This window comes from Pseudomonas sp. JV414 (genome assembly GCF_032424305.1).
GTDB classification, from domain to species: domain Bacteria; phylum Pseudomonadota; class Gammaproteobacteria; order Pseudomonadales; family Pseudomonadaceae; genus Aquipseudomonas; species Aquipseudomonas lini.
The window spans coordinates 580206-606328 of sequence record NZ_VYKC01000009.1 but is presented as its reverse complement, the minus strand read 5'-3'; the positions used below and the strand labels follow the sequence as shown (position 1 = coordinate 606328).

General features: G+C 61.4%; 17 protein-coding genes. 15 read left to right on the top strand and 2 right to left on the bottom strand.

Annotation, left to right across the window (positions count from 1 at the left end; genetic code table 11):
* The first annotated feature begins 264 nt into the window (after positions 1–264).
* The 12 genes from F6R97_RS13690 (at position 265) to F6R97_RS13635 (ending at position 14314) form a co-directional block, all read left to right on the top strand.
* Positions 265–1176, top strand: coding sequence for a TauD/TfdA family dioxygenase (locus F6R97_RS13690; RefSeq protein ID WP_315866685.1), 912 nt, complete (start codon positions 265–267; stop codon positions 1174–1176).
* Positions 1177–1191: 15 nt separating this feature from the next.
* Complete coding sequence (locus F6R97_RS13685; RefSeq protein WP_315866684.1) at positions 1192–2217, top strand: ABC transporter substrate-binding protein; 1026 nt, start codon at positions 1192–1194, stop codon at positions 2215–2217.
* Positions 2218–2222: 5 nt separating this feature from the next.
* A complete protein-coding gene (locus F6R97_RS13680; RefSeq protein ID WP_050682102.1) occupies positions 2223–3083 on the top strand; it encodes an ABC transporter ATP-binding protein in 861 nt (286 codons plus the stop codon).
* Between the two features lie 18 nt (positions 3084–3101).
* Complete coding sequence (locus F6R97_RS13675) at positions 3102–3968, top strand: ABC transporter permease (protein WP_315866683.1); 867 nt, start codon at positions 3102–3104, stop codon at positions 3966–3968.
* Positions 3969–4177: 209 nt separating this feature from the next.
* Positions 4178–5098 carry a LysR family transcriptional regulator gene (locus F6R97_RS13670; protein ID WP_038978398.1) on the top strand — a complete coding sequence of 307 codons (921 nt, stop codon included), beginning with the start codon at positions 4178–4180 and terminating at the stop codon, positions 5096–5098.
* A 198-nt stretch (positions 5099–5296) separates the two neighbouring features.
* On the top strand, positions 5297–6835 hold the full coding sequence (locus F6R97_RS13665; RefSeq protein ID WP_315866682.1) for an MFS transporter: 1539 nt from the start codon (positions 5297–5299) through the stop codon (positions 6833–6835).
* A gap of 26 nt (positions 6836–6861) precedes the next feature.
* Complete coding sequence (locus F6R97_RS13660) at positions 6862–7926, top strand: HlyD family secretion protein (RefSeq protein ID WP_048395967.1); 1065 nt, start codon at positions 6862–6864, stop codon at positions 7924–7926.
* On the top strand, positions 7923–9500 hold the full coding sequence (locus F6R97_RS13655; protein ID WP_315866681.1) for an efflux transporter outer membrane subunit: 1578 nt from the start codon (positions 7923–7925) through the stop codon (positions 9498–9500). Before F6R97_RS13660 ends, F6R97_RS13655 begins: the two co-directional genes overlap by 4 nt.
* A 95-nt stretch (positions 9501–9595) precedes the next feature.
* Positions 9596–10378 (top strand): efflux RND transporter periplasmic adaptor subunit, encoded by a 783-nt coding sequence (locus F6R97_RS13650; protein WP_050682096.1) that lies wholly within the window; start codon positions 9596–9598, stop codon positions 10376–10378.
* Complete coding sequence (locus tag F6R97_RS13645) at positions 10375–11694, top strand: efflux RND transporter periplasmic adaptor subunit (RefSeq protein WP_315866680.1); 1320 nt, start codon at positions 10375–10377, stop codon at positions 11692–11694. Before F6R97_RS13650 ends, F6R97_RS13645 begins: the two co-directional genes overlap by 4 nt.
* A complete protein-coding gene (locus F6R97_RS13640; protein ID WP_315866679.1) occupies positions 11695–13791 on the top strand; it encodes a biotin/lipoyl-binding protein in 2097 nt (698 codons plus the stop codon). It begins immediately after the preceding gene.
* Positions 13792–13816: 25 nt separating this feature from the next.
* Positions 13817–14314: a GNAT family N-acetyltransferase gene (locus F6R97_RS13635; RefSeq protein WP_315866678.1), complete on the top strand. Its 498-nt coding sequence runs from the start codon at positions 13817–13819 to the stop codon at positions 14312–14314.
* A 117-nt stretch (positions 14315–14431) separates the two neighbouring features.
* Here the strand turns inward: F6R97_RS13635 and F6R97_RS13630 are convergent, their stop codons facing one another.
* Positions 14432–14743: a DUF6916 family protein gene (locus tag F6R97_RS13630; protein ID WP_315866677.1), complete on the bottom strand. Its 312-nt coding sequence runs from the start codon at positions 14741–14743 to the stop codon at positions 14432–14434.
* 54 nt (positions 14744–14797) lie between these two features.
* Positions 14798–15385 carry a phage tail protein gene (locus tag F6R97_RS13625; RefSeq protein WP_315866676.1) on the bottom strand — a complete coding sequence of 196 codons (588 nt, stop codon included), beginning with the start codon at positions 15383–15385 and terminating at the stop codon, positions 14798–14800.
* A 246-nt stretch (positions 15386–15631) separates the two neighbouring features.
* Here F6R97_RS13625 and F6R97_RS13620 point away from each other — a divergent pair, with 246 nt between their 5' ends.
* The 3 genes from F6R97_RS13620 (at position 15632) to F6R97_RS13610 (ending at position 26105) form a co-directional block, all read left to right on the top strand.
* Positions 15632–17203: a glycosyltransferase family 39 protein gene (locus F6R97_RS13620; protein WP_315866675.1), complete on the top strand. Its 1572-nt coding sequence runs from the start codon at positions 15632–15634 to the stop codon at positions 17201–17203.
* 158 nt (positions 17204–17361) lie between these two features.
* On the top strand, positions 17362–18198 hold the full coding sequence (locus F6R97_RS13615; RefSeq protein ID WP_038978410.1) for a sulfotransferase family protein: 837 nt from the start codon (positions 17362–17364) through the stop codon (positions 18196–18198).
* Between the two features lie 50 nt (positions 18199–18248).
* Complete coding sequence (locus F6R97_RS13610) at positions 18249–26105, top strand: Ig-like domain-containing protein (protein WP_315866690.1); 7857 nt, start codon at positions 18249–18251, stop codon at positions 26103–26105.
* The last annotated feature ends 18 nt before the right edge of the window (positions 26106–26123 follow it).

Genomic DNA, 26123 nt, shown 5'->3' with positions numbered 1-26123 from the left:
CCCGCTCCCACAGGGTTTTGTGATCGCCACAGAACCCTGTGGGAGCGGGCTTGCCCGCGATGGCGGCCTCAAGAGCGATAAAAATCAAAAGCCATATCGTTATTCGCTAACGGTATTTAAATTTCAATTCTTATACCTATAAAGTCACTTCCCTGCGTACCTGCCGACCAATCGGCGCGCCGCACGACACGAACCAACACGGAACCTCCGTGAGTTTCTGATCGACGCGCGCCCTTGAGCGTGCCGTGCGTGGGAGTGATTTTTATGTCAGCCGTCTCTTTTTCTCCAAACCCTGCATCAACAAGCGTCGCCACCATCGCGTCGCAAATCTTCGATGTCCGCCCGTTCAGCGGCGCTGTCGGTGCCGAAATCATTGGCCTGGACCTGTCCCGCCCGATCAATGACCAGGACTTCGCCCGCATCCATCGCGCGCACCTGGATCATCACGTGGTGGTGTTCCGCGACCAGCGCATTACCCCCGAACAGCAGATCGCCTTCAGCCGCCGTTTCGGCGTGTTGCAAATCCACGTGCTCAAACAGTTCCTTCTGGCCGGGCATCCAGAAATCCTCATCGTTTCCAACATCATCGAAAACGGCCAATCCATCGGCCTCGGTGACGCCGGCAAGTTCTGGCATTCGGACCTGTCCTATAAAGAACTGCCAAGCCTGGGCTCGATGCTGCATGCCCAAGAGCTGCCGTCCGAAGGCGGCGACACGCTGTTCGCCGACCTGCACAAAGCCTGGGACAGCCTGCCCGAGGCGCTGCGTAAAGCCGTCGAAGGCCGCTCGGCCGCGCATTCCTACACAGCGCGCTACAGCGAGACAAAATTCGAGGGCAACTGGCGCCCGACCCTGACGCCGGAGCAGCTCGCTCAGGTCGCCGAAGTGGTTCACCCCATCGTCCGCACTCATCCGGAAAACGGCCGCAAGGCGTTGTTCGTCAGCGAGGGCTTCACCACCCGCATCGTCGGTTTGCCGGAAGACGAGAGCAAACAATTGCTCGACGAGCTCTACGCCCACAGCGTGCTGCCGCAAAACATTTACCGCCATCAATGGCAGGCCCACGACCTGGTGTTCTGGGACAACCGTTCGCTGATTCACCTCGCCGCCGGATGCCCCAGCCATCTGCGCCGCAAGTTGTATCGCACCACCATCCAGGGCGACGCGCCTTTCTGATTTCGGAGAATTCCCATGTCCAAACGTCTTCCCTTTGCACCATTGGCTGCGGCCATAGGCCTGGGTTTCAGCCTGCTCGCCGGCAGCCTGGTAGCGCCGCCCGTGGCTCACGCCGAAGGTGAAATTCGTATCGCCGAACAGTTCGGCATCGTTTATCTGCTGCTCAACGTGGTGCGCGATCAGAATTTGATCGAGAAGTACGGCAAGCAGGAAGGCATCGACATCAAGGTCGACTGGACCCAGCTCTCCGGTGGTTCGGCGGTCAACGATGCGTTGCTTTCCGGTTCCATCGACATTGCCGGAGCTGGCGTCGGTCCACTGCTGACCATTTGGGACCGCACTCACGGCAAACAGAATGTCAAAGCCGTGGCCTCCCTGGGCAACTTCCCTTACTACCTGGTGAGCAATAATCCCAAGGTCAAAACCATCGCCGACTTCACCGAGAAGGACCGCATTGCGGTGCCGGCGGTCGGGGTTTCTGTGCAGTCGCGTTTCCTGCAATACGCGGCGGCCAAGCAATGGGGCGACAAGGAATTCAATCGCCTCGACAAGTACACCATCGCCGTTCCGCACCCGGATGCCACCGCGGCACTGATTGCTGGCGGCACCGAGTTGAGCGGACACTTCTCCAACCCGCCGTTCCAGGATCAGGCGCTGGAAAACCCCAACGTGCATGTGGTGCTGAACACTTATGACTTGCTTGGCCCGAACTCGCCGACCGTACTGTTCGCCACCGAGAAATTCCGCAACGAGAACCCGAAAACCTACAAAGCCTTCATCGCTGCGCTGACTGAAGCGGCCGAGTTTGCGCAGAACGATAAAGGTGCGGCGGCTGACACTTACATCCGTGTCACCAAGGCCAAAATCGACCGCGCGGCGTTGCTGAAAATCATCGACAACCCGCAGTTCGAGTTCAGCATCACGCCGAAAAATACCTACCCGCTGGCCGAGTTCCTTTACCGCGTCGGTGCGATCAAAAACAAACCAGACTCGTGGAAGGATTACTTCTTCCAGGACACCCAGCCGCTGCAAGGGAGCTGACTGACATGAACGCCCCTTTGCAAGGCCACACGGTCAGCAAACCGATCGCTGCAGCTCAAGCGCTGCTGTCGGTCGATAACGTCAGCCTCGAATACCGCACGCCTGCGCGTGTGGTTCGAGCGACCCATCAGGTCAGTTTCGAGATCGATCCGGCAGACCGTTTTGTGCTGCTCGGCCCTTCTGGCTGCGGCAAATCGACGTTGCTCAAAGCCGTTGCAGGGTTCATTCACCCCTGTGAGGGCGAGATACGCCTGCAAGGCCAGCGAGTCGATGCGCCAGGGCCAGACCGGATCGTGGTATTCCAGGAGTTCGATCAGCTGCCGCCGTGGAAAACCGTCAAACAGAACGTGATGTTTCCGCTGCTCGCCTCCAAAACCCTCAAGCGCAAAGAGGCTGAAGAGCGGGCGCTGCACTATCTGGACAAAGTCGGTCTGGCGGCGTTTGCCGATGCCTACCCGCATACCTTGTCTGGCGGCATGAAAGCTCGCGTGGCCATTGCTCGCGCCTTGGCGATGCAGCCGAAGATCCTGTTGATGGACGAGCCCTTTGCTGCCCTCGACGCGCTGACCCGACGCAAGATGCAGGAGGAGTTGCTGCTGCTCTGGGAAGAGGTGCGTTTCACGCTGCTGTTTGTCACTCACTCCATCGAAGAGGCGTTGGTGGTGGGCAACCGGATTTTGCTGCTGTCGCCCCATCCGGGTCGGGTGCGGGCGGAAGTCCACAGCCATCAATACGACTTGCACAGCTTGGGCGGCGTGGCGTTCCAGGAATCGGCGCGGCGGATTCATCGGCTGTTGTTCGACGAAGGTCAGTCGCCGGAAACCGAGCGTGAGCTGGATTTCGCCGACATTCGCATCGCTTATTGAGCCCTTGGAGGATTGCCCATGAGCCATTCATCATCTGCGCGTAAAGAGTACGAAACTGTTTTGCAGCCCCTGACCAGCGTACCGCTGGAGCGCGAATTGCCGCTCGGCCAGCGCCTCTGGCAGCAGGGTTGGCTGCGCAAAAGCCTGATCCTGATGTTGCTCGCGGTGCTTTGGGAGGCCGTCGCCCGATATCAGAACAACGACCTGCTGCTGCCGAGCTTTTTGCAAACCGCCAGCGCGCTGCAGGAGGGTCTGCTCAGCGGCGAACTGCTGAGCAAGGTGTGGATTTCGCTGGTTGTTTTGCTCAAGGGTTACCTGATCGGCATCGTTCTGGCGTTTGTCCTGACGACGCTGGCGGTATCGACCCGGTTCGGTCGTGATCTGCTGAGCACGCTGACCTCAATGTTCAACCCGCTGCCGGCCATTGCCCTATTGCCGCTGGCGCTGCTGTGGTTCGGGCTGGGGCAGAACAGCCTGATTTTTGTATTGGTGCATTCAGTGCTCTGGGCGTTGGCCTTAAACACCTATGCCGGGTTTCTGGGTGTCTCGGAAACCCTGCGCATGGCCGGCCGCAATTACGGCCTCAAGGGCATGCGTTTCGTGTTGTTCATCCTGATCCCCGCTGCGTTGCCGTCGATTCTTGCCGGGCTGAAAATCGGTTGGGCCTTCGCCTGGCGTACGCTGATCGCTGCTGAATTGGTGTTTGGCGCTACCAGTGGCAAGGGCGGTTTGGGTTGGTACATCTTCCAGAATCGTAATGAGCTGTACACCGACAAGGTATTTGCCGGGTTGGCAGTGGTGATCTTGATTGGGTTGCTGGTGGAGAATCTGGTGTTTGATACGTTGGAGCGGGTGACGGTGAAGCGGTGGGGGATGCAGCGTTAGGCTTCGAGTTCTCTATTGACTGGGCTGACCTCTTCGCGAGCAAGCCCGCTCCCACATGGGTTCTTTGTCGTACACAAAATCTGCAACCACTGAAGATCAACTGTGGGAGCGGGCTTGCTCGCGAAGGGGCCAGCCCTATCACCACCGCATCTAAAGATGTTTGCTAGCATTGCGTCTGAATCAATCCAGATCAGCCACGAGTGCTCAGCATGCAACTCCCGGACATGAACCTGTTAGTTGCCCTCGACGCCTTGCTCGACGAGGGCAGTGTAGTGGGCGCTGCGCGGCGGATGAATCTCAGCCCGGCGGCGATGAGCCGGACGCTGACGCGGATCCGCGAGGCCATTGGCGATCCAATTCTGGTGCGCGCCGGCCGTGGACTGGTGCCAACGCCCAAGGCACTGGAGTTACGCGAGCAAGTGCGGGACCTGGTGGAGCAGGCCGCTTTGCTGTTCCGTTCCGCCGATGACGTCGACTTGGGCAGTTTGCGCCGGCGGTTCAGCATTCGCGCCAATGATTTCTTTGTTGGCGTCTATGGCGGCAAGCTGTTCGACACGATGGAACGCCAGGCCCCGCATTGCGAATTGCGCTTTGTCCCTGAGGGTGACGGGGACGACGAGGCCTTGCGCGAAGGACGCATCGATTTAAGCGTCAGCAACAACCGGCCGTTGATGCCTGAAGTGAAGGTGCAGAACCTGTTTTCCACTCACTTTGTCGGGCTGGTGCGTGAAGATCACCCGTTGTTCGACGAAGAGATCACCGCCGAACGGTACGCCGGTTTTTCCCATATCAGCATGTCGCGCCGTGGGATCGCCCGCGGGCCGATCGACACGGCGCTCAACGCCTTGGGCCTGGAGCGGCGGGTGGCGGTGATTGCGCCGAGTTTCCATGCGGCGATGTTCGCCTTGCCGGATTCCGACCTGATTCTGCCGGTGCCCAAGGAAGCATTGCTGAGCGTGCGACGCCTAGGCTTGAAACTGCGCTCGTTCACCCTGCCGATTCCGTTACCGACCCTGATGCTGACCCAGGCCTGGCATCCGCGTTTCGACAAGGACCCGGCTCATCGCTGGATGCGGGAAACCCTCAAGGCCTGTTGCGATGAGACCTGGCTGGCCGCGCAACCGGTTTAAAGATCAAAAGATCGCAGCCTTCGGCAGCTCCTACCGGGGATATGTGTTCGCCATGCTTTTGTAGGAGCTGCCGAAGGCTGCGATCTTTTGATTTAACGATTGCGTATGGCGCACTTATAAGCTGCCAATAAGTCAATTTTCGTAAGCTTCCACCCTCCCTAAAATGCTTCGGTATTCCCCTTCCGGAGCTTGTAGTACATGACTTCCCTCACGGTCACGGCGCCTTTCGCTGCGGCCAAACCAGCGACCGCCGTCACGCCTCCGGTCTTCGGCCCGCGAATCATCATCGGCCTGGTGGGCGTGTTGCTGGCGGTGCTGGTGTCGGGCCTGAACGAGATGGTGACCAAGGTCGCCCTGGCCGATATCCGCGGCGCGTTGGCCATCGGTTACGACGAAGGTACCTGGCTGGTCGCCAGTTACACCGCGACCTCGGTGGCCGCCATGGCATTTGCCCCTTGGTGTTCGGTGACGTTTTCGTTGCGGCGCTTCACCCTGTACGCGATCAGTGCGTTCACTCTGTTGGGTGTGTTGTGCCCGTTCGCCCCGAATTACGAAAGCCTGCTGGTCATGCGCACCTTGCAAGGACTGGCCGGCGGCGCGCTGCCGCCGATGCTGATGACCGTTGCCCTGCGGTTCCTGCCGGCCAACGTGAAACTCTATGGCCTGGCCGGTTATGCCCTGACGGCGACCTTCGGCCCCGGTCTCGGCACGCCGCTGGCCGGGTTGTGGACCGAGTACGTCGGCTGGCAATGGACCTTCTGGCAAATCGTCGTGCCGTGCCTGATTGCCATGGCGGCGGTGGCTTACGGTTTGCCTCAGGATCCGCTGCGGCTGGAGCGCTTCAAACAATTCAACTGGCGTGGCTTGTTGCTGGGGTTTCCGGCGATCTGCATGTTGGTAATCGGCATTCTGCAAGGCAATCGGCTGGACTGGTTCGAGTCGAGCCTGATTTGCGGACTGCTCGGCGGCGGGCTGCTGTTGCTGGTGCTGTTTCTGCTCAATGAGTGGTCGCAACCGATTCCCTTCTTCAAGTTGCAGATGCTCGGTATCCGCAACCTGTCATTCGCGCTGTTGACCCTGGCCGGCGTGCTGGTGGTGTTGCTCGCGGTGGTCCTCATTCCCTCCAGTTACCTGGCTCAGGTCCAGGGTTATCGCCCGGTGCAGACCGCGCCGATCATGCTGCTGGCGGCGCTGCCACAGTTGATCGCGCTGCCGTTGGTGGCGGCGCTGTGCAACCTGCGTTGGGTCGATTGCCGCTGGGTGCTGGGGATCGGCCTGAGCATGCTGGCGCTGTCTTGCCTCGGTGGTTCGCACCTGACGCCGGCGTGGATTCGCGACGACTTCTATGTCCTGCAATGGCTGCAGATTTTCGGTCAGCCCATGGCCGTGCTGCCGCTGTTGATGCTTTCCACCGGCAGCATCACTCCGATGGAAGGGCCGTACGCCTCGGCCTGGTTCAATACCGTGAAAGGTCTGGCGGCGGTGATTGCTACCGGGGTGATCGACGCACTGACCACTGCAAGGCTGCATTTCCACTCAACCATGCTGGTGGACAACCTTGGTAATTCGCCTCTGGTTGACGGCACTAGCGCTGGTCTCGCTCACCGACTGCATCAACAGGCCGTGGTGCTGATGTCCTCCGATCTTTATCTGTGCATGGCCGGCGTCGCCGTGGCGCTGATCCTGTTGATTTTCTGGCTGCCGACGCGGATCTATCCACCGCGCGCGCCAACTTGAATGCTTCACTGAAACAGAAGGTTTTTATGACGATTCAATCAAAGCAAAAAGTTGCTGTCGGCGTTGCCGCAGTGATGGCGCTCGGCGTGTTTGTTTACCTGCTGGCGCCGGGCTTGTTCGGCAAGCGTACGCAGCAGAACACCAACGATGCCTTCGTCTCGGCGGACTTCACCCTGGTGGCACCGCGCGTGGCGGGGTTCATCAAGGACGTGCTGGTGGAAGACAATCAGCAGGTCAAGGCCGGACAGCTACTGGCGTTGATCGACGACCGCGATCTGCGCGCTGCCGCTGAGGCTGCCGACGCGCAAACCCTGGTGGCCAGGGCGCAACTGCAGAACGCTCGTTCAACCCTCGAGCGCCAGACATCGGTGATTGCTCAGGCCCAGGCCACGGTGGTTTCGGCGAAGGCAGAAATGGCCTTCGCCGAGCATGAACTGAACCGCTACAACCACCTCGCCGGGGTGGGAGCCGGCACGGTGCAGAATGCTCAGCAAGCGCGCACGCGTATCGATCAGGCCTCCGCTCGCTTGGCCAATGCCACGGCGGTGCTGGCGGCTGAACGCAAGCAGGTAGAGATCCTGACCGCCCAGCGTGATGCGGCTGAAGGTGGACTGAAGCGAGCGCAAGCAGCGCTGGAAATCGCCAGCTATGAGCTGTCCTATACGCGCATCGTTGCGCCCCAGGACGGGATGGTCGGCGAGCGCGCGGTGCGGGTCGGCGCTTATGTCACACCGGGCAGCAAGATTCTGGCCGTGGTGCCGTTGGCGCGGGCCTATGTGGTCGCCAACTTTCAGGAAACCCAACTGACTGACGTACAGCCGGGGCAGAGCGTGCAAGTGCACGTCGACAGCCTCGGCGGCGAAGCCCTGCGCGGGCGTGTCGAGAGCATCGCACCGGCCACTGGCGTGACCTTCGCCTCGGTCAAGCCGGATAACGCCACCGGCAACTTCACCAAGGTTGTGCAACGGATTCCGGTGAAAATCATCCTCGATCCGGGGCAGCCATTGGCCGAGCGGTTGCGGGTGGGGATGTCGGTGGAGGCGAGGATTGATACAGCAAGCGCCAGCGAGCATGAGGTTGCGCAACGATGAAGATTTTTGTTGATAGGGCTGACGTCTTCGCGAGCAAGCCCGCTCCCACATTCGATCTGCTGGGTGCCCAAGCTTTATGCTCAAAAGGAGATCCAGTGTGGGAGCGGGCTTGCTCGCGAAGAGGCCAGTGGCCTTGCATTCCCCTTTATGCCTTGCTGGTCATGAGCCTTTCGGCTTGCACCGTCGGCCCGGACTTCCAGAAACCTCAGCCGCAACAAGTGGCCGAATGGTCCAAACCAACTAAAGCCGCCGCCAGTCAGATCATTCCCAGTGAAATGAACGAACGCTGGTGGGAAGTATTCCACGACCCAAAACTATCCGCCCTGACCCAACGCGCCCTGACCGACAACCTTGACCTGAAACTCGCCAGCAGCCGCTTGCAGCAAAGCCGTGCCGCGCGCCAGGTGATCACCGCCAACCGCTATCCCAACACGGCCGCCACCGGCAGCTACGGGCGCAAACGCAACAGCGGTGAAGGCCTGAACGATCCGTCGGGCAATAACGGCGACTCGGCGTTCAACCTGTGGGACGCAGGCTTTTCCGCCTTCTGGGAACTGGATTTCTGGGGCCGTGTGCGTCGCGAAACCGAAGCCGCCGATGCCACTCTGGAAGTGGCGGAAAACGATCGTCGCGGCGTGCTGCTGTCGGTGCTTGCCGAAACCGCTCAGGACTACATTCAACTGCGCGGTGTGCAAAGGACGAGGGCCGTCACCGAGCAGAACCTCGACGTCGCCCGGCACAGTTTGAAACTCTCGCAACTGCGCCTGGCCGACGGTGTGGCGACGGATCTGGACGTTGCCGAAGCCGCTGCGCAAGTCGCGGCCATCGAGTCACGTTTGCCGGCGCTGGAGCAGCGTCAGTCGCAACTGATCAACGCCCTGAGCCTGTTGATGGGCGAACCGCCGCAAGCGCTGTCCGCTGAGTTATCCACAGACGCCCCGGTGCCGCAAACCCCGCGTCAAGTCGCCATAGGCTTGCCGTCGCAATTGGCCGAGCGCCGCCCGGACATACGTCAGGCCGAAGCCCGTCTGCACGCCGCTACCGCCAGCATCGGCGTGGCCAAGGGCGACTTTTATCCACGGATCACCCTGTCGGGCAATATCGGTTCGCAAGCCATGCAGTTGAGCGATTTCGGTTCCTGGAGCTCGCGCTCGTTCGGCATCGGTCCGCAGTTCAGCCTGCCGCTGTTCGACGGCGGTCGCCTGCGCGGCATGTTGCATCTTCGCGAAGCCCAGCAACAGGAAGCGGCGCTGGCCTACCAGCAAACCGTGCTGCGGGCCTGGCATGAAATCGACGATCAACTCACCGCCTACAACGCCAGCCAACTGCGCCGCGACAGCCTCGCCGAAGCTGTGCGCCAGAACCAGATCGCCCTGCGCACCGCGCAACAGCAGTACGTCGAAGGGGTGGTGGATTTCGTCAACGTCCTCACCGTGCAGAGCGAATTGCTGGCGACCCAACAGCAGTGGGTCGAGAGTTCGACCGGGGTGTCGTTGGCGATGGTTGGTTTGTACAAGGCGTTGGGTGGGGGATGGGAGTCGGTGTATCCGGTGGCAGAGACGGCGCAGCTCTGATCAGCGAGTCCGCTCTTTCAACCAATGATGGCCATCCGGCTTGACGCTCACCCCCGCTGTCATAGACTCCGCTAATCCGTCAGGGAGTTACGGTTATGCGGCGTGTTCGTATTTTGGTTATTGGATTGACCTTTGTAACGTGCGTAGTACAGGCGCAAACACCTGCGCCAGACGATCCGTTGCTGGAAAACAGCGCGGTCGGCGGTAATGCGTCGGCCAGCAGTGAAGCCCGTGGCGTGCTGCGGGCCCGGGATCAGGCGGTGCTCGCCAGTGAGTTGTCGGGGCGGATTGTCGAGTTGCCGTTCAGTGAGGGCGAGTCGTTCAAGAAGGGTGACACCCTGGCGCGGTTTGACTGTTCGGCTTATCAGGCTCAGCTCAACGCGGCTCAGGCCGCCAGCCGTGGTGCTGGCGAAGAGCTGGCGCACAACAAACAACTGGCGGCGTTGAATTCGGTCGGGCGCTTTGAAGTGGCACGGGCCGAGGCCAAGGTCAGCGAGATTCAGGCGCAGTCTCAGGTCTATCAGGTTCAGGTCAAACGCTGCAATGTGGTGGCGCCGTTCGATGGTCAGGTCGTCGAGCGCAAGGTCAAGCGCTACGAAAGCGTTGCCGCCGGCGCGCCATTGCTGGACGTGGTCGACAACCGCACCCTGGAAATTCACTTGTTGGTGCCGTCGCGCTGGATGGGCAAACTCAAGCCCGGCCAGACGTTCAGTTTTGTCCCCGATGAAACCGGTCAGCCGCTGGATGCCACGGTCAAACGCCTCGGTGCGCGGATCGACGAAGGCAGCCAGACCTTGCTGCTGGTGGCGGCGCTGCCCAACGCCAACGGTCTGTTGGCCGGCATGAGCGGAACGGCGCATTTCGCGGAGTTCAAATGAACGCACCGGTGACCGGCGGCGCCGAGCAGGTGTTCGCAAGGTTTCTCGACCTCGAACGCCAGACCCGCGCCGCGCGCACGCCTCTACAACTGGCTTACAGCCTGGTGAATGACGGTCAGGCGCTGTTCGGTTTCCGCCATGCCGCACTGTTGATCGCCGGCAAGGTGCAGGCGGTCACCGGTGTCAGTGCCGTGGAACCGAATGCGCCGTTCGTGGCGTTTGTCGAGCAAGCAGTCGCGCAACTGTTCAAGCTTGAGGTGTTGAAACAGGCGCGGGTGATCGCGCCCGATCTTCTTAGTGAATCGATTCTGGCCGATTGGCAAAGTCTGTCAGCCGCTCAGGTGTTCTGGCTGCCACTGATCGATCATCAGGGCGAGGTGTTCGGCGGTCTGTGGCTGGCGCGGGATGTGCCGTGGAACCCTTCCGAACAAGTGCTGCTGTCGCAACTGGGTGACACCTACAGCCATGCCTGGCTCGCGCAGCAACCGCGCAAACCCTGGCGACTGCGCTGGACGCGCAAGCGTCAGGTGGCGCTGGTTGCCGTGTTATTGCTCGGGTTGCTGATCCCGGTGCGCCAATCGGTGCTGGCCCCGGCCGAAGTCGTTCCGTTGGGCGGTCGGGTGGTCGCGGCGCCGCTGGACGGGGTGATCGCCGAATTCCTGGTCAAACCCAACCAGGCAGTGAAAACCGGCGACCTGCTGCTGCGCTTCGAAAGCACTACGCTCAAGGCTCAGGCCGATGTGGCCGAGCGCGCCCTGGGCGTTGCCGAAGCGGAACTCAAGGCCAATTCCCAACGCTCCTTCGCCGATGCCGAATCCAGTTCGAAAATCGATCTGCTGGCGGCGCGAGTGGAGCAGAAGCGCGCCGAACGGGATTACGCCCGTGAACTGCTCAAACGCAGCGAAGTACGCGCCGAGCGGGACGGCATCGCGGTGTTCGCCGACGCCGAACGCTGGACCGGCAAACCGGTGCAGACCGGCGAGCGGCTGATGGAAATCGCCGACCCGAACCAGGCCGAGTTGCGCATCGAATTGGCCGTGGGCGATGCGATTGCCCTGGAACCGGGGGCGCAAGTCGCGCTGTTTCTCGACAGCGATCCACTGCAGCGGCACTTGGCCAAACTCGAACGTTCGGCCTACGAAGCGCAGCCCACCGCTGCCGGGCAACTGGCTTATCGACTGGATGCGACGTTCGACGCCGCACCGCCACGCATTGGTTTGCGGGGCACTGCGAAAGTCTTCGGCGACCGTGCGCCGCTGGCGTTGTACCTGTTGCGTCGACCGCTGGCCGGGTTACGTCAGAGCGTGGGCCTTTAGATGAGCCTGCCAAGCCTGCGGGCAGATCTGCAATTGTCGACGGCGGCCCCGGCCCTCGACGGGTCGCCGCGCTGGACTTTGGCCGACCCGGTGCGTGGGCGGTATTTCAAACTCGGTGCGGCGGCGATGCGCCTGCTGCGCCATTGGTCCCTGGGCGATCCGGAGCAAGTGCTGCGTGCTGCCAACCGCGAGCCGGGGTTGCCGCTGGATGGTGTGGCGCTTGAGCAATTGCTGGAGTTTTTGCGCGGCCACGACCTGATCAGCGCCCTCGACCCGTCGCAGCGCGCCAGTTACAGCCTGAAGGCCGCGGCTCAGCGCCAGAGCCTGTGGCAAATCCTGCTGCATCAATATCTGTTTTTCCGGATTCCGCTGTGGCGCCCGGACGCCTTTCTCAATCGGGCCTGGCCGTGGCTGGAGCGTTTCGGCCCGCGTGCATTGCGCTATGGATTGCCCGCGACGCTGGGGCTCGGGGTGTTTCTGGTCTCACGGGACTGGCAGCGGTTTATCGCGACCTTTCCGCACCTGTTCAGCCTCGGCGGTGCGCTGGCGTTTGGTGTGGCGCTGTTTTTCGCCAAGCTTTGCCACGAGTTCGGCCACGCCTTCATGGCCAAGCGCGCCGGTTGTCGGGTGCAGAGCATGGGCGTGGCGTTCATGGTGCTGCTGCCGATGTTTTACACGGACGTCAGCGACGCCTGGCGCGTCAATGATCGCCGTGCGCGGTTGCTGATCGGTGCCGGCGGGGTTCTGGCGGAACTGGTATTGGCGTGTATCGCGCTGCTCGCCTGGTCACTGCTGCCTGACGGCCCCGGGCGCACGGCGGCGTTCATGCTCGCCAGTGCGACCTGGATCACCACGCTGGTGATCAACCTCAATCCTTTCATGCGTTTCGATGGCTACTTCTTGCTCAGTGATTTCTGGGAAGTAGACAACCTTCAAGGGCGGGCCTTTGCCTTGTGCCGCTGGCGGCTGCGCGAGTTTTTGTTTGGTTACGCTGCGCCGGCGCCGGAGCCGTGGTCGCCAAAGATGCAGCGGCGTTTGTTGATCTGGGGGTATGGCGCTTGGCTGTGGCGCGCGGCGTTGTTTTTCGGGATCGCGTTGGCGGTCTATCACCTGTTCTTCAAGGTGTTGGGGATTTTCCTGATGCTGGTGGAGCTGGTGTGGTTCATCTTTCTGCCGATCCTGAGCGAGTGGCGGCAATGGTGGAGCCGTCGCGAACAGGCGTATGCGCCTCGGGTACTGCTCAGCGGTCTGGCGTTGCTTGGGCTGTTGTTGCTGCTGGCGCTGCCATGGCGCAGCGCGGTGGAGTTGCCGACGATGCTTGAGGCCGGACGCGCCAGTGCCCTGCACGCGCCGGTGGCGGCGCGGGTCAAAACGGTGAATGTGCACGACGGCCAGATCGTCGCTCAAGGTGAGGTGCTGATCGAGCTGGAATCACCGGATCTGGACTCACGCCAGGCCATCGTCCGTCGAGAAATCCAGATTCAGCAGTTGCAGATGCGCCGTCAGGCCGGCCGCAGCGAAACCGCCGCCGATGCCGGTATCGTCGAACAGCGCTTGGCCGAAGCCGTGGCTGAATATCGGGGCCTGGCTGCCCAGCGTGAACGTCTGCTGCTGCGCACGCCCCACGGCGGCAAGGTGCGCGATCTGTTGCCGCAGTTAACGGTCGGCCGCTGGCTTTCGACCAAAGATCCTTTGGCGCGGGTGGTCGAAGACGGCGCGCGGTTGCGCGGTTATCTGGCCGAAGCCGAACTCTGGCGTGTCGCCCCGGGTGCCAACGGGCGTTTCATCGCCGATGATCCGATGCACCCGGCGATCAAAGTGCAATTGAGTGAAATCGATACCAATGGAGTGGCTTATGTCGATCAGGAAGCGCTGACTTCCGATCACCACGGGCCGATTGCCGTGCGGCGCGATCAGCATCAGCGCGCTGAGCCGGTACAAGCGCAGTACGGCGCGCGATTGAGCATCCTCGAAAATACGCCGACACCGGTGCAACCCTTGCGCGGCATTGTGGTGTTGCAGGGCAGTGGCGAGTCGTTGCTGGGCGTTGCCTGGCGGCGCTTGGCGGCGTTGGGGGTCAGGGAAAGCGGCTTCTAAGGTGAATAGCTAAGGGAGAACAGCGATGGCGAAAACCGATTCAGTGGCAGCGGACGGCTTGGTGGTCAGGCCTTCGCGGACCAGCGATGGACCTTTTCTGCATAGCCTTTACCAAGCGGCGCGGCCGGATCTGCAATGGATCGACGGTGAGCAGGAGGTGGTTGAACAGGTGATTGCCCAGCAGTTCAAAGTGCAGGAACAAGGGTTGGGGGAGAACTTCCCCAATGCCATGCATTACGTGATCGAGAAACTCGACACGGCCATTGGCGCGCTGACCACCGATTTCGGCCCCAATGAAATTCGCGTGCTGTACCTGGCGTTTATCCCACAGGCTCGAGGCAAGGGTTACGGTCGGACGGTGCTGCAAGGCGTGCAGAAAGCCGCGCAACAAATCCGCTGCCCAGTGGCGACCGTGGTTTGGGCCAACAATCCCCATGCGCGCCAGCATTACCTGGCGCTGGGGTTTCAGGTTGAAGAGCGCAACCCGGCGGCAGAGCGGTTGGTGTGGTACCCACAGGGTTGAACACACCACAATCCTGTGTAGGAGCTGCCGCAGGCTGCGATCTTTTGATCTTAAAAGAGCAAGATCAAAAGATCGCAGCCTGCGGCAGCTCCTACATAAAGCGATCAGTGTCGCTCTTCAGTTGAAGGCGATGTAGAAGTACCCCAGTTGCGGATCCCGCCCCATGGCCGGCACCCGCGATACGAAAATGTCTTCCACCCGGCCCAGCTCCGGCAACTCCAGCGCACACAACCCATCGACAAAATCAGTGGGTTGCAGGCTGTTGAGCTCGACGCTGAACGGCATGCGCTCGCTGTTTGGCATCTGTGAGCGGGGCGTTTCTGCAAGCGTGTCGATATGGATCGGCAATTCACTGCCATCGGGCAGCCGCAGCGTTCCCGTCTTGCCCAGCAGTGCCTGAAAGTGCTGGCTTTGAACCTGTTGCAGCATGGCATCACTCCATCAGCAAAAGTGGCCGGGGGATTTGAACCCCCGGCCAAACCCTCAGTTACGCGAAGGGAAAAGACCGTTCAGGGCGATGCTGAAGTTGAGCACCAGGAACGGGTTCATCACCTCCATGGGCAAGCCGTTGCCGGCAGACGAGATTTCCCCCATTACCGTAGTGGCCACGCCCTTGAGCGGTACGGCCGCAGCACCTTGTTGATCGGAGTAAATACTCGCCGAGCCCGGCCCGCCTCCCGAGGCGCCGATGTACGAGTTGGTCGCGGTCGGGTTGGTGACCGGGTTGCTCGCCGGGCTGGCCAGTTGCAGGGTGGTGGTGGCCGTGAGCCCGGACAAGGCGTGGGTGTGGTTGGGCAGGTTAGTAATGGTCGCGGTGACGTTCTCGGTCCCGGAGACTTCGCCGATGACGCGTGGGGTCAGGCCCAGGCCGTTGCCCATGGCGACCGGCATGCGACCTTGCAGGTTGGGCAGCATGAAACTGGTGGTGCCATTGCCTCCGAAATTGACTCCCAGCAGTGCGAAAACCGTGTTGTATTGCGCGATGCTCAGCGTCTGGCCGTTGCATAGGGCCCAGCCATTGGGCGCGAAGTTAAAGGCGAAAGGCTGGATAGTGCCGATGAATACTTCCATGATTCCTCATCCCTCAGGTTAGTGTCTGATACGTCACGTTGCAGGCCCGGTTATCCGGGCAGTTCGCGCTGATCAGCCGACTCCTTTCATCTCCGTGGCTGGGTCACGCCACGCCAAAGCGTAGACGCTGATCGGAATGATTGCCGGACGTCGTCCGTCGCAAGGCCAGCATCGACGTCGGGCTCGCGCCTGTCCTACAGTGCTCGTGAAGCTTCGGTTTTCAGTTGGCCGTTGCAAGGGGAGGTAATGGAGGCGCGCAGAGAAACACCGCTGGGCGATACCCAGGACCCGCATGCGATGCCGGGCTCGTGGGCTACTGCCCGTCGCTTGCTTCGATGGGCGCGGGAACATTGGCTATTGTCGATCCTGGTATTGGCCGCGCTGGTGCGTTTTTACCACCTGACGGCGGCAGCGATCTGGGGCGACGAAGGGTCTAGCCTGTTGCTGAGCCAGTATTCCTTGGCCGGGATCTGGGAACATGCGGCTCATGATGTGCATCCACCCCTGTATTTCATGCTGCTGCACGGCTGGATCGGCCTGTTCGGAGACGGCATTTTTTCAATTCGCAGCCTGAGTGCACTGCCGGGAATTGCCACGGTGGGACTTGGCGTCTGGCTGGTGGACCTGCTCGCTACCCGCCGCGCCGCATTGATGGCCGGGGTTCTGCTGGCGCTGCTACCCACGGCGGTGCGTTACAGCCAGGAAGTGCGGATGTATTCGCTGCTGGGGCTGTGGCTGATCGGTGCGACGATCGCCCTGGTGTGCTGGATAAAACGGCCGCAACGCACGCGCTATCTGGTGATGTATACCCTGCTGATGAGTGCGGCGTTCTACACCCATTACTTCACGGCGCTGTGCGTGCTCTGCCACTGGCTGTATCTGGGACTGATCCGCGTGCAATCAGGGTATCGATTGCGGCACATTCAGCGCTCTGGCTGGTGGCTGGCCAATGTGGCGATTGTGGCGTTGTACCTGCCGTGGCTGTCCAATCTGTTCGATCTGATCCAGCACATGGATCAGCTCAAGGCCAATGGCGATGTGGGATGGGAGACACCCGTCACGTTCGGCTCTTTGCTGTCGATGATCTGGTCGTTCCTGATCCAGGACGATGGCGAGAATCTGCCCACGCTGGTTTTTATCGCACTGCCACTGGCGCTGCTGGCCCTGGCGGGCGTGGCGTTGGCGCGGGATCGCAGTGTTTTCCGTGGCAGTGCGCTGGCGGTGATCTACACCGTTCTCCCGGTGTTGCTGGTGTTTGTGGTGTCGTTCATATCGCCGGTGTTTATCGAGCGTTACCTGACCGCTTATGCCCTGGGCTTGCCGATGCTGGTGGCGCTGGCAATCGATCGCTTGTACGCGGGCTCCAAGGTATTGGCGCTGGCCATGCTGATGCTGTTTGTCGGTATCGAATTGGTGGGCCTGAAAAACAATGCCACGGTGGATACCGACGATCAGATCAGCGTCATGGTCAACTACGTGAATCAGCACTTCACCCCCGGCGACCGAATCGTCACCAGCGACATGCTCTGGTACCTGAGTTATGTCTATTACAACCGGACAGACGCCAAACCGTTGCTGTACACGCCGCCGTTGGCTGATGGCAGGTCGAGCCGGCCGAACGCTTACGGTTTTGGCACGTTGGTGACCAATGATGTTTACCTGGATAGCCTAGGCGGCTTACCTGAAGGCAATGGTCGGGTATGGCTGGTCGGTAGCGTCGATGGACCGGACGAGTTCGCGCCCTTGCCCGCAGGCTGGCAAAGCGTCAGCGAAACCCACGCGGGAGGCGCCGAGGCGCGCTTGTACGTGCTGAAGTAACCCCGGGTTTCAAGGCTTAAACGATTCATCTTTCAGGTCGCTATATCAATCGTCTTCTCCAGTCGATTTAGCTCCGATTTGATATCAAAGCACCACTAGTCGCAACACCATTCATGGTCTACGCTCGTCATACAAAAGGACTTTTGGCGGGTGAATGGATGCAGCACTTTCACTTTATTTCCGGCTTGCCGCGCTCAGGCTCGACCCTGCTTTCTGCCATTCTTTTGCAGAACCCGCGCTTTCATGCCGGCATGACCAGCCCCGTGGGTGCGCTCTTTTCCGGTGTTCTGGAACAATGCAGTGCCGGCAGTGAATTCGGTGCGGTAATCGATACCGACCTGCGTCGCCGTCTATTGCGCGGCTTGTTCGATTCTTTCTACGCCGACAAGGCCGACAAACCGGTGGTGTTCGACACGAACCGCCTGTGGAGTTCGCGCCTGCCGGCAATCAGCGATCTGTTCCCTCAAGCCAAGATCATTGCCTGCGTGCGCAATGTCGCCTGGGTCATGGACAGTATCGAGCGCCTGTACCGCGCCAACCCCTTCGAAAACACCAAGCTGTTCGGCGATGCGGTCGAGCGCAACACGGTCTATAGCCGCTGCGAAACCCTTGCCCAGCGTAATCGGCTGGTGGGGTTTTCCTGGGCCGCCCTCAAGGAAGCCTATTACGGCGAACACGCCGACTCGTTGCTGATCATCGATTACGACCTGCTGAGCCAGGCGCCGGAGCGGGTGATGCGGCTGGTCTACGACTTCATCGGCGAACCCTGGTTCGAACATGATTTCGATCATTTGGCCTACGACGCACCGGAATTCGATCAGGCCCTCGGCCTCTCGGGGCTGCATAAGGTGAAGGCCAAGGTCCAACTGCAATCCAGGCGAACGATCCTGCCGCCGGACTTGTTCAAGCAGTACGCCGAGTTGTCCTTTTGGCTCGATGGCTCAGCCAGCGCCGCCAATGTCATTCGTATGAAAGCCGACGCCGCTATCAGTTGATCGCGGCGTTTTCATTGATGCCTCAGAAAGTTCGAGTCCGGGTGAGCAGCATGTGGTGGAGCAAAGGCAAGTCGCGGGTTACCGAAGGCGCACGAGCGCTGGCCTCGCCAATGATCATGTCCCTGGAGCCACGCATGCTGTTCGATGGCGCGGTGGCCGCCACGGTTGCCGACACTGCCCAGGCTGACAGCCATGCCACCGCCGAGGCGGTCAAGGCGCCGACGGCCGACCAGCCGGTCGCCAGCAAAGACACCCACGGCCAGGCCGATGCCACGCCAGCACCGGCCCCCGCTGCGGTGCCGGGGCAGAGCGTGGTGTTCGTCGATTCGCGGGTCAAGGACGCCGCCAGCCTGCTTCAGGGTGTCGCGCCCGGTACTCAGGTGATTCAACTGGATGCCAGCAAAGATGGCTTGCAGCAAATTGCCGACTATCTGGACACCCATCAGGGCATCAGCTCAGTGCAGATCATTGCCCACGGCAACGCGGGCGATCTGTGGCTGGGCGATAGTTATCTGTCGGCTGACAACGTCGCGGCCCGCAGCGCAGTGCTGACGGATATCGGCAAGGACATGAACGTCGGCGGCGACATCTTGATCTACGGCTGCTACACCGCCGAAGGTGAGCGTGGCTTGAGTTTTGTCGACTCGCTGGCTCAATTGACCGGCCGCGATGTGGCGGCTTCCAGTAATCGCACCGGGATCGGTGGCGACTGGAATCTGGAAATTGCCACCGGCAACATCGAAAGCGCCAACGTCCTCTCGACCACGGCCATGAGCGAGTATCAGTGGGGGCTGGCCACCTGGACCGCCACCAACAACGCCAACACGGGCGTCGGCTCACTGCGTGCGGCCATCGCCTCGGCGCAGAACGGCGATATCGTCACCTTTAACAGCAGCATGACGGTGCAGCTGACGTCCGAACTGCTGATCAACAAGAACATCACCGTTGATGGCGACTTGAACAACGACGGCGCGGCTGACGTGATTCTCGATGGTCAGTACAGGACCCGAGTGATTGAGGTGGCGTCCGGCAGCATCGTGACACTCGATGGCCTGGTGATCACCCGTGGCCTGGTGTCGGGCACGGGCGGCAACGGTGGCTACGGTGCCTCGGGCGCGATGGCCGGGGGGATTTTCAACGCAGGGATTCTGACCCTGAACAACGTTACCGTGACTTCCAACGGCGCTTCCGGTGGCGGTGGCGGCGGCGGTGTCACCGGCGCTTTTTACGGCGGTGGCGGTGGCGGCGGCGGCGGTTTGGGCGGCCAGGGCGGCGGGCATGGCGGTTCGGCAGGGCCGGGTACCGGCACGTTGGGTGGTGGTGCGGGCGGCGGCGGCGCCGGTGGTTATGGCGGCGGTTATGACGCGACCCACATGGGCGGTCGCGGCGGTACCACCACTGGCGGGGCGGGCGGGGTGGGCGTTTCCTATTACAGCAACGGCGGTAACGGTGCGACGGCCACCAATGGCACGATTTCCATTGGCGGTGGCGGCGGCGGGGCCGGTTGGGACAAGGTGGGGGGCGTCGGCGGCAATGCGGTGGGCGGCATTTACAACGCCAGCAGCGGCACCATCACCATCGTCGGCACGTCGACCATCAGCAACAACATCGGCGCCGGTGGCGGCGGTGGCGGTGGCGGCGGCCAGGGCAGCAATGCCAGCAATGGCGGCGAGGGCGGCCGGGGCGTCGGTGCGATCTGGAACAAAGGCACATTGTTGATCACGGCAGCCAACTTCGCCGCCCTGGCCGGTAATGCCGCGGCCAGTGGTGCCGGTGGCACTGCGCAGGGCGGGGGGGCAACCGGCACCTCGCCGACCTCCGCCGCGACAATCTATAACGATGGCGGTGTACTCAACACCGCGTATTCGCCGCCGCCGACCGCGACCATTGTGGTCGCTGATACCACACTGAGCATCGGCGAAACGTCCTTGGTGACGATCACATTCTCCGAGGCTGTGACCGGTCTCACCAATGCGGATCTGACCATCGCCAACGGTACGTTGACGGCAGTGAGCAGCGGCGATGGCGGCATCACCTGGACAGCAACGTTCACGCCGACCGCCAGTCTTTCCGATACCACCAACGTCATTACCCTGGACAACACCGGGGTGATCAACGGTCTGGGCACTGCCGGCGTCGGTACGACCAACTCCAATAACTATGTCGTCGATACGGCGCGGCCAACCGCCAGCATTGTGTTCACCGACACGGCCCTCAGGGCCGGCGAAACCTCGCTGGTGACCATCACCTTCAACGAAGCGGTCACCGGTCTCACCAACGCCGACCTGACGATTGTCAACGGCACGTTGACTGCCGTGAGCAGCAGCGATGGCGGCATCACCTGGACGGGGACCTTCACCCCGACCGCCAGCATCACCGATGCGACCAACCTGATTACCCTGGACAACACTGGGGTCAGCGACCTGGCAGGTAACGCCGGCAGTGGCACCACCGACTCGAACAACTACGCCATCGATACCGTGCGGCCAACGGCAACCATCGTGGTGACGGACACCGCGCTGAGAATCGGCGAAACCTCTCTGGTAACGATCACCTTCTCCGAAGCAGTGAGCGGTTTCACCAACGCCGACCTGACCATTACCAATGGCACGTTGACCTCGGTGAGCAGCAGCGACGGCGGCATCACCTGGACCGCCACGTTCACCCCGAACGCGAGCATCAATGACACGACCAACCTGATCACCCTGAACAACACCGGGGTCAGCGACCTGGCGGGCAACGCTGGCAGCGGCACCACTGATTCCAACAACTATGCCATCGATACCGTGCGCCCAACGGCCACCATCGTGGTCGCGGACACGGCGCTGAGAATCGGCGAAACCTCTCTGGTCACGATCACCTTCAGTGAAGCGGTCAGCGGTTTCACCAATGCGGACCTGACGATTACCAACGGCACGTTGACCGCGGTGAGCAGCAGCGACGGCGGTATCACCTGGACCGCGACCTTCACCCCGACCGCAAGCATTAACGACACGACCAACCTGATCACCCTGGACAACACCGGCGTGGCCGATCTAGCGGGTAACGCCGGCAGCGGCACTACCGACTCCAACAATTACGCCATCGACACCGTGCGCCCAACGGCCACCATCGTGGTCGCGGACACGGCGCTGAGAATCGGCGAAACGTCGCTGGTGACGATCACGTTCTCCGAAGCGGTGAGCGGTTTCACCAACGCGGATCTGACCATCACCAATGGCACGTTGACTGCGGTGAGCAGCAGCAACGGCGGCATCACCTGGACGGCGACCTTCACGCCTTCCGCGAGCATCAACGACACCACCAACCTGATTACCCTGGACAACACTGGCGTGGCTGATCTGGGGGGTAACGCCGGCAGCGGCACCACCGATTCCAACAACTACGCCATCGACACGCTGCGCCCGACCGCCACGATTGTGCTGGCCGATACGGCGCTGACCGCGGGCGAAACCTCGCTGGTGACCATCACCTTCTCCGAGGCAGTGACCGGTTTCACCAACGCTGACCTGAGCATCGCCAACGGTACGTTGACCGCGGTGAGCAGCAGTGACGGCGGCATTACCTGGACTGCCACGTTTACCCCGACAGCCGGCATCATCAGCGCGACCAATGTCATCAGCCTGGCCAACACCGGCGTGGCGGATCTGGCGGGCAACACCGGCAGCGGGATCAGTTCCTCGGGCAACTACGCCATCGACACCGCCCCGCCGACCGCGACGATTGTGGTGGCGGACACTGCGTTGAGAATCGGTGAAACGTCACTGGTGACCATTACCTTCAACCAAGCCGTGAGCGGTTTCACCAACGCCGACCTGACCATTGCCAACGGCACGTTGACCGCGGTGAGCAGCAGTGACGGCGGCATCACCTGGACGGCGACTTTCACCCCGACCGCCAGCATTACCGATACGACCAACCTGATCACCCTGGACAACACCGGCGTGCAGGCTGCCGCCACCGGTAACGTGGGCAGCGGCACTACCGACTCCAACAACTACGCCATCGATACCGTGCGCCCGACGGCCACCATCGTGGTCGCGGACACGGCGCTGAGAATTGGAGAAACCTCTCTGGTCACGATCACCTTCAGTGAAGCGGTCAGCGGTTTCACCAACGCCGACCTGACCATTACCAATGGCACGTTGACCTCGGTGAGCAGCGGCGACGGCGGCATCACCTGGACCGCCACGTTCACGCCTTCCGCGAGCATCAACGATACGACCAACCTGATCACCCTGAACAACACCGGCGTGGCAGATCTGTCGGGCAATGCCGGCAGCGGTACCACTGATTCCAACAACTACGCCATCGACACGGTCCGACCCACCGCGACCATCGTTGTGGCCGACGCTACCCTGAGCGCCGGCGAAACCTCGCTGGTGACCATCACGTTCAGCGAAGCGGTGAGCGGTTTCACCAATGCCGACCTGACCATCGCCAACGGCACGTTGAGCGCGGTCAGCAGCAGTGACGGCGGCATCACCTGGACGGCCACGTTCACGCCAACGGCCAGCATCACCGATACGACCAACCTGATCACCCTGAACAACACCGGGGTCAGCGATCTGTCCGGCAATGCCGGTAGCGGTACCACCGATTCCAACAACTACGCTATCGACACCACTCTGCCGACCGCGACGATCGTAGTGGCCGACAATGCGCTGAGAATCGGTGAAACGTCGCTGGTGACCATTACCTTCAGTGAAGCGGTCAGCGGTTTCACCAACGCCGACCTGACCATTGCCAACGGCACCTTGACCGCGGTGAGTAGCAGTGATGGCGGCATTACCTGGACGGCAACGTTCACGCCAACCACCAGCATTACCGACGCAACCAACCTGATCACCCTGGACAACACCGGTGTGCAGGCTGTCGGCACCGGTAACGTGGGCATCGGCACCACCGATTCCAACAACTACGCCATCGACACCGTGCGGGCAACGGCCACCATCGTGGTGTCGGACACGGCGCTGAGAATCGGTGAAACGTCGCTGGTGACCATTACCTTCAGTGAAGCGGTCAGCGGTTTCACCAACGCCGACCTGACCATTGCCAACGGCACGTTGACCGCGGTGAGCAGCAGCGATGGCGGCATCACCTGGACCGCCACGTTCACGCCTTTTGCGAGCATCAACGACACGACCAACCTGATCACCCTGGACAACACCGGCGTGGCCGATCTGTCAGGCAACGCCGGCAGCGGCACCACCGATTCCAACAACTACGCGATCGACACGGTCCGACCCACCGCGACCATCGTCCTGACCGACCCTACCCTGAGTGCCGGCGAAACCTCGCTGGTGACGATCACCTTCAGTGAAGCGGTCAGCGGTTTCACCAACGCCGACCTAAGCATCGCCAACGGCACCTTGACCGCGGTGAGCAGCAGTGACGGCGGCGTCACCTGGACCGCGACCTTCACCCCCACCGTCGGCGTGAATGACTCGAGCAACGTCATTACCCTGTCCAATACCGGTGTGGCCGATGTGGCCGGCAACACCGGCAGCGGCACCACCAACTCCGGCAACTACACCATCGATACGGTGCTGCCGACCTCCACCATCGTTGTGGCCGACAATGCGTTGAGCATCGGTGAAACGTCGCTGGTGACCATTACCTTCAGTGAAGCGGTCAGCGGTTTCAGCAATGCCGACCTGACCATCGCCAACGGTACGTTGACCTCGGTGAGCAGCGGTGATGGTGGCATCACCTGGACCGCAACCTTTACGCCGACCAATGCCATCTCCGATACCAGTAACGTCATCACCCTGGATAACAGCGGTGTACAAAACGGCTCGGGCAACGCCGGTAGCGGCACCATCGATTCCAACAACTACGCCATCGACACCGTGCGCCCGACGGCCACCATCGTGGTCGCGGACGCGGCGCTGGCGGTGGGTCAAACATCGGTGGTGACCATCACGTTCTCCGAGGCGGTGACCGGATTCACCACGGCCGACCTGACGGTGAGCAACGGTACCCTGAGCAATCTGAGCACCAGCGATAACATCACCTATACCGCAACCCTGACGCCGACGGCGAGCGTCACCGACTCGACCAACCTGATTACCCTGGACAACACCGGAGTGATCGATGGGGCCGGCAACACGGGCGCCGGTACCACCGATTCCAATAACTACGCCATCGACAGCCAACGTCCGACCGCCACCATCGTGCTGAGCGATACGACCCTGAAACCGGGCGAAACTGCGTTGGTGACCATCACCTTCAGCGAGGCGGTGACAGGTTTCGACAACAGTGACCTGAGCATCGCCAATGGCACCTTGAGTGCAGTCAGTAGCAGCGACGGTGGCATCACCTGGACCGGGACCTTTACTCCGACTATCGGGATTACCGACGCCAGCAACATCATCACCCTGGTCAATACCGGTGTGACTGATGTGGCCGGCAATACCGGCGCCGGCACCACCAACTCGGCTAACTATGTGGTGGAAACCCAGGTGCCGACCGCCAGCATCGTGGTCGCCGACAACGCCCTCAAGGTCGGTGAAACTTCGCTGGTGACGATCACCTTCAGTGAAGCGGTCAGCGGTTTCACCAACGCCGACCTGACCGTTGCCAACGGCGCGCTCAGCAACGTTTCGTCCAGCGATGGCGGTGTGACCTGGACCGCGACTTTCACACCTGCAGCCAGCGTGACGGACACCACTAACCTGATCAGCCTGGACAACAGCGGAGTGATCAACGCGTCGGGCAACAGCGGCGTCGGCGTGACCGATTCCAACAACTACGCGATCGATACCGCTCGCCCGACCGCAACCATTGTGGTCGCGGACAATAAGCTGGGCATTGGTGAAACCACCACGGTGACCATTACCTTCAGCGAAGCGGTGTCCGGTTTCGACCTGTCGGACCTCAGCGTGGCCAATGGCGTGTTGTCCAACCTGGTCAGCAGCAACGGCGGTGTGACCTGGACGGCCACGCTCACTCCGACCGCGAGCCTTAACGATGCGACCAACCTGATCCTGCTCGACACCGGCAATGTGCTCGACGCGGCGGGCAATGCCGGCGCCAGCATCGCCATTTCCAACAACTACGCGCTCGATGCGACTCGCCCGACCGTCACCATCGTGGTTGCCAACCCGAACCTGGGCATTGGCCAGACGACGCTGGTGACCTTCACGTTCAGTGAGGCGGTCAGCGACTTCGATTTGTCGGACCTGAGCGTCACCAACGGCGAACTGACCAACCTGGCCAGCAGCGACGGCGGCAAGACCTGGACCGGGAACTTCACGCCTGCCGCGAACATCACCGACCCGAGCAACTTCATTGCGCTGGACACCAGCAATGTGACGGATTTGGCGGGCAACATCGGCGCCAGCGTCGCGGTCTCCAACAACTACACGATCAACACCGTGCCGGCGTTTGTGGTCCTGCCACCTGTCACCGTGCCCGCTCAGCCTAACGTGCCATTGCAGCCAATCGTCTTCACCCCGCCCACTGGCGATATCGGCTCGCCGCTGACCTTTACCCCGCTGTTTGAACAACGGGTGATCGGCAACGGCATTCGGCCTCTGGGCGACATTTTCATGAACCACGGGGCGCTGGCGCCAAGCTTTATTGCGCAGGTATTCAGCAGTGAAAACGGTGGCGATGGCTCAGGCCAAGGCTTCCTGGGCTTTGGCGGGGGCGATGGCGGGGTCTTCGGCAGCAGCACGCTGTCAAGCCTGTTCAATCAGGACACGAGTAGCGAGGGGGATTCGCTGAACACCTTTGGTAATCAGTCAATCAGGGCGGGAGATGCTTCCCAAGGCCTGCGCGGCGTGTTTGGCGCACCGAGTCTTGGTCAGCAATTGCAACAACTCAAAGATACCGAGCAGCGGCAGATCGAAAGCCTGGCCGCGGCTTTGCAACAGGTCGGCATCAGTGAAATGCGGGCCTGAAAAAACCATTAAAGCAGG

Excerpts from the sequence above, each read along its gene's own strand:
- F6R97_RS13690 (WP_315866685.1), top strand. The coding sequence starts at position 265 with ATGTCAGCCGTCTCTTTTTCTCCAAACCCTGCATCAACAAGCGTCGCC.
- F6R97_RS13685 (WP_315866684.1), top strand. The coding sequence starts at position 1,192 with ATGTCCAAACGTCTTCCCTTTGCACCATTGGCTGCGGCCATAGGCCTG.
- F6R97_RS13680 (WP_050682102.1), top strand. The coding sequence starts at position 2,223 with ATGAACGCCCCTTTGCAAGGCCACACGGTCAGCAAACCGATCGCTGCA.
- F6R97_RS13675 (WP_315866683.1), top strand. The coding sequence starts at position 3,102 with ATGAGCCATTCATCATCTGCGCGTAAAGAGTACGAAACTGTTTTGCAG.
- F6R97_RS13670 (WP_038978398.1), top strand. The coding sequence starts at position 4,178 with ATGCAACTCCCGGACATGAACCTGTTAGTTGCCCTCGACGCCTTGCTC.
- F6R97_RS13665 (WP_315866682.1), top strand. The coding sequence starts at position 5,297 with ATGACTTCCCTCACGGTCACGGCGCCTTTCGCTGCGGCCAAACCAGCG.
- F6R97_RS13660 (WP_048395967.1), top strand. The coding sequence starts at position 6,862 with ATGACGATTCAATCAAAGCAAAAAGTTGCTGTCGGCGTTGCCGCAGTG.
- F6R97_RS13655 (WP_315866681.1), top strand. The coding sequence starts at position 7,923 with ATGAAGATTTTTGTTGATAGGGCTGACGTCTTCGCGAGCAAGCCCGCT.
- F6R97_RS13650 (WP_050682096.1), top strand. The coding sequence starts at position 9,596 with ATGCGGCGTGTTCGTATTTTGGTTATTGGATTGACCTTTGTAACGTGC.
- F6R97_RS13645 (WP_315866680.1), top strand. The coding sequence starts at position 10,375 with ATGAACGCACCGGTGACCGGCGGCGCCGAGCAGGTGTTCGCAAGGTTT.
- F6R97_RS13640 (WP_315866679.1), top strand. The coding sequence starts at position 11,695 with ATGAGCCTGCCAAGCCTGCGGGCAGATCTGCAATTGTCGACGGCGGCC.
- F6R97_RS13635 (WP_315866678.1), top strand. The coding sequence starts at position 13,817 with ATGGCGAAAACCGATTCAGTGGCAGCGGACGGCTTGGTGGTCAGGCCT.
- F6R97_RS13630 (WP_315866677.1), bottom strand. The coding sequence starts at position 14,743 with ATGCTGCAACAGGTTCAAAGCCAGCACTTTCAGGCACTGCTGGGCAAG.
- F6R97_RS13625 (WP_315866676.1), bottom strand. The coding sequence starts at position 15,385 with ATGGAAGTATTCATCGGCACTATCCAGCCTTTCGCCTTTAACTTCGCG.
- F6R97_RS13620 (WP_315866675.1), top strand. The coding sequence starts at position 15,632 with ATGGAGGCGCGCAGAGAAACACCGCTGGGCGATACCCAGGACCCGCAT.
- F6R97_RS13615 (WP_038978410.1), top strand. The coding sequence starts at position 17,362 with ATGCAGCACTTTCACTTTATTTCCGGCTTGCCGCGCTCAGGCTCGACC.
- F6R97_RS13610 (WP_315866690.1), top strand. The coding sequence starts at position 18,249 with ATGTGGTGGAGCAAAGGCAAGTCGCGGGTTACCGAAGGCGCACGAGCG.